Source organism: Natronorubrum halalkaliphilum (assembly GCF_009834785.1).
Classification (GTDB): Archaea; Halobacteriota; Halobacteria; order Halobacteriales; family Natrialbaceae; genus Natronorubrum; species Natronorubrum halalkaliphilum.
The window spans coordinates 1-4,486 of sequence record NZ_WUYX01000062.1 but is presented as its reverse complement, the minus strand read 5'-3'; the positions used below and the strand labels follow the sequence as shown (position 1 = coordinate 4,486).

3 protein-coding genes and 1 pseudogene are annotated in these 4,486 nt (G+C 57.2%); 3 read left to right on the top strand and 1 reads right to left on the bottom strand.

What is annotated here, in order from left to right; all coding sequences use genetic code 11:
* The 3 genes and pseudogenes from GS429_RS17455 to GS429_RS17445 all read left to right on the top strand — a co-directional run.
* Positions 1 to 800, top strand: a pseudogene (locus tag GS429_RS17455) (IS4 family transposase); the annotation flags it as partial.
* A gap of 57 nt (positions 801 to 857) precedes the next feature.
* Entirely contained in the window at positions 858 to 2,573 is a 1,716-nt protein-coding gene (locus tag GS429_RS17450; protein WP_160066632.1) for a pentapeptide repeat-containing protein, read from the top strand.
* Positions 2,574 to 2,622: 49 nt separating this feature from the next.
* Positions 2,623 to 3,276, top strand: a complete 654-nt coding sequence (locus tag GS429_RS17445) for a metalloprotease family protein (RefSeq protein WP_160066631.1) — start codon at positions 2,623 to 2,625, stop codon at positions 3,274 to 3,276.
* 94 nt (positions 3,277 to 3,370) lie between these two features.
* Here the strand turns inward: GS429_RS17445 and GS429_RS17440 are convergent.
* On the bottom strand, positions 3,371 to 4,486 hold a 1,116-nt coding region (locus GS429_RS17440), incomplete at its 5' end, for an ISH6 family transposase (protein ID WP_160066630.1).

Sequence of the window (4,486 nt, the reverse complement as noted above, 5' to 3'; positions counted from 1 at the left end):
GACGAACGAACCCATGAAAGCAGCCAGTTCCGCACAGGGAACTGGCTGCGTGGGCGGCTGTTTCTGTTCGATCTCGGCTTCTACGGCTACCGACGGTTCGCGTTGATTGACGAAAACGACGGCTACTTCGTGAGTCGGTTGAAGACGAACGCCAATCCACGAATTGTCGGCAAACGACGGAAATGGCGCGGGCGCGCCATTTCCTTGACTGGAACCCATCTCCAAGACCAGCTCTCGAAGCTCACGCGGAAGCACATCGATGTAACCGGTGAGTTTGAGTTCAAGCGCCGGCAGTATCGTGGGAGACAAACACCAGCACCGTTGAGTTTCGCGTCGTCGGTGTCCGAAACGAGGACACCGACGACTATCACCTCTACGTGACGAACCTCCCAGACGAGTTCACTCCGGAGCAAATAGCAGCGCTGTACAGCCTTCGATGGAAGGTTGAGTTGCTGTTTCGGGAGTTGAAGTCACGGTACGGGTTGGAGAAGTTCGAGACAGGTGACGAAGCGATTGCAGAGTTGCTCGTGATGGCGGCTCTGCTGACCACAAGCGTCAGCAGAGCCTTGTTAGCGGTGTTTCAGGAGATTGAACCCGACGTTGAGTATCCAGATGAACGCTGGGCGACCGACCGAAAGGTCGTCGCCCAGCCAGTACTTGCAGATCTCGCACTTGCTCTGGGCCATCCTCCACCGAACCTTCCCGGACTGGTGCGTCGTGAAGCTCGCCAACCAGAGAGATCACGCCTCACCTTGAATAAACGAGTGGCTCAAGCCTTCAACTCGGAGGTGTGGCCTTAACCGAACACAGATGGTGGTGCGACGATCGACGGGACGCTCGATCTGAGCGGTGCGACGGTGGCCGTCCCGCTCCTGCTGGGCAATGCTGCGATTACCGGATCGCTCGAGGCCGCGGGCGCTCGCTTCGAGGGTCCAGTTAATTTCGCCGGTGTGACCGTCGGACGAGGAGTACACCTGCACAACGCACATTTCGAGGACGGTCTCGCTGCGAACAATTTGGACGTTGGGTTCGTCGATGCACGCAGGCTCACAGTGTCTGGAACGGCGATCTTCGACAACGCTTCGTTCGATGCGAACACACGATTTTCACGGTCGACGTTCGACGGACCCGTCTCGTTCGACCACGCGTCGTGGCGGGTCCTAGCCGACTTCGCATCGACCACGGTGGCCGGACCAGCTTCGTTCGCTGCCATCGACGTCGGTGGTGAGTCGCGCTTCAACGGTGCGGTACTCGAGTCCGGATTCGACCTCTCCGAGGCAACCGTAGCCGGCGAGATCGGTGTCCGTCACGCGGTCGTCGACGGGACACTGAACGTCGAAGCTGCGACGTTTGAGGACCAGGCCGACTTCGAGGACCTCCGCTATACCGGTCCGGAAGCCACACTAGCGGAGACATCCTTCGAAGGGTATACGACGTTCGCTCTCGCCCAGATTCAGGCTCCGCTCGACTACTCGAACGCCGAATTTCACGGCGAGGTGTGGTTCACGCACGGGCAGTTCGAAGGACCGGTCACGTTCGCAGGCACTCGAGCGTCGGATTTCGTCCATCTCCGAGACGCCGACTTCGGTAACGACCTGTCCCTCGAGAACGTCACCTTCGAACATCAGTCGTTCCTCCACGGGTCGACGATCGACGGGACCGTCGATGCGACCGGCGCGACGTTCGATCACTTCCAGTTCTCCGCGACCGTTACTGGCGACACCGACTTCCGTAACGTGCGTTTCGACGGCCAGGGGATCTTTAGAAACAGCGAGTTCGGCGGGCAAGCACACTTTGACAACGCGTCGTTTGCCGGTGGCCCGGATTTCACTGACTGCCGCTTCAAACGCGAAGCGTCGTTCGATGGAACCGAGTTCCTCGTCGAACCGACGTTCGAAGACGCCCGGTTCGCCGTCGACCCAGATCTCAAAGCAGCCAGCTATCCGCAGTCGAGTTCGCGAAACCTCTCCGATCACCGCCGAACCATGATTGTCGCTCGCCCCGAGGAGTTGCTGAACAAGGGCGTGATGATCCCGATCGAAGCCGTCACCGAGGACGTCGTCGTTCCCGCGGCCGCGACTGACCTCCTGGAGATTCCGCCCGATCGATCGGCGGCGGTAACGATCGCGCTGCGTGAACTCGAGCAGTCAGCGTGGCACGATTGCTTCGATCAGAGTGTCAAACTCGCGCGAACGGCAATCTCGGAACTCGACCACGAAAGCGAGGATCGGGCCGGACTCGTGTTCGGGTTCTCGTTGACACTGGACGCCGACGATCCAGCAGGAGTCGTCGACACCGCCGTACTGGTTGGTGCGTATCGAGTTGACGGTGACGACGAGATCACCTTCAGTCACCTCGATCCAGAGTTAGACGCGGTCGATCACCTCATCTCGGTACCCGCTGGAGACAAGGCGTTCGAATCCGGGGCGTCTGTGGGAACGCACGCGGAGTTTCGCAAGGCTATCTTCCGACGGCAGGTCTTGCAGACGCGACTCATAGAGCACGACATGCCGGACACTCGAGTCACCGGAGACCTGTTTCCGCCTCTGGTTGCTATCGGTCGTTTATTCTGATGAGTAACTACCTCGAGGACTTAATTCACCGCGGAAAAAAACATCTGATATGCAACCGTTACTGACAGTGTTGAGTTGGTATCAAAAACTTCTATTGCTCGGGACTGTAGTCCACGAACTCGCTCACGCTTTGACGGTCAAACTCTGCGGCGGACAAATTAATGAGATTAAGCTAACATCCCACGTCAACCACCACGGTCGCTATAATCTGGGCCACCAGATAGCGATCAGTTACGCCCCACTTGTGATCAATACCGCACTCGCTGCCATAACAGCCGCGTGGGCGGTAGGACTTCCAGACAGCTCTTTTCCTCAGGAGGCCAGTGCGGCCGTTGGGGGAATCATCCCAGTCACAGTCATGACGGTTGTATTGCAAGTGATTGCTCTCGGGTTCGGGTTTATCGTTGCGGCAGCAGCTTTACCATCGTATACGGATGCGCGAAATCCATACAGAACGTTCCGACAGCAGCTGGCACAGTTGACTGTCCTTCGAGTGCTTACGATCCCGCTGGCACTGCTGATATTGCTCATAGGAACCATTCCACTAACCTTTGCGTACCTCCGATCACGGAGTTCTCTGTTGCACATCATAAGTGAGATGACTTTTGCCACCGCGGTATTGTTACAGGCGACTGGAACAGCCGTAATCGTTGATCCGACAGTGATGGGTCGCGTACTTGTAGACTATTTTGGTCAGTTCTAAGATCGTTTTTCACAGAACTGCTCTGAAATTTTATATTTAGTTTCTGACGGGGAGCGAGCGGTTTCACAAAGAATTGGTCCCGTCCCAAAGTCGTCTAGAGTTCGCCTCTGGTAGCTTCAGTTGACACCTCCATTGTGATGGCTGTTTTGGCTGAGCGCTCGAGCAGTTCGTCGGCGAACGCCGCGAACTGCTCGGGATCGGCATACTGCACCAGATTTAACCAGAGAAGCGACTCTAGCCCCGCTTCTGACCACCGCATCCATTGATTCTTACACCGTTTCGAGACTTCACCCATGGCTCGTTCGACCACGTTTGATGTCCACGGAACCTGCTGTTGGTCAACCGCAAACTCCGCGAACGTCACGGTTGCTTCAGCCCATTCCCGGAGGTACGCCGCTGCTTTTGGGGAGTCTTGGCGCTCTAACCTCCAGGCTTCTTTCCGAAGGTTCTCGAGCGTTTGGTCGATCCGCTCGCGGATCGCCAACCGCTCATTCCTCGGTGCATGAAGTGCGACAGAGTTCTTCAGATGGAACAGATCATTCGTAACGCCAGAGACGATCGCTTTCCGCTCGGAGAGCGGAAACGCATCGTCTTTCCAGAGCTTGTACCCGAGCGTTCGACCGACGTGAACAAGGTCGAGCTGGTGAGATCGGTCACCATTCTCGAACGCATCGACGAGCGCGTTCTCGGCGTCACTGACGACCGTCGCGTCGTCAGTGATCGCCTCGGTCTCCTCGAGAGTCGCTGCTGTCTCATCCCAAGAATCGTTGAGATTGACGTCTAGAAGCGTCGTTTCCGTGTCTTCCTCGGTGGTCTGTCCGAGGGTGACGTTGACGTCGTGGTACGTGCAGTGATCGTCCTGGCTATGACACTTCGTTCCGTCAGGAACGACAGTGTCTGCATTCGTCCCAGGAAGCCGATCACGAACGAAGTCACCGAGTTTGCTGCCGTACTCGCGGACTCGACGGTTGATCGTCGTTTTCGAAGGCATCGGAGTGAAGCCGTCGCCGTGGGCGACGGCATCACGAAAGCTGAGCGACGTAGCGAGGTCCGTACTCTGGAGCGAAACATCCTCTTGATAGATGCGCTGTCCGTCGAATTCGACGAGATCCTCGAGTGGCCGGAAGTAGGTTGGATCGTCCTCAGTAGCAGCGGTATCTTTGACGTGGTGGAGCGTGAATTCGTGTTCTCCAGCAGTTGTAACGGCTGT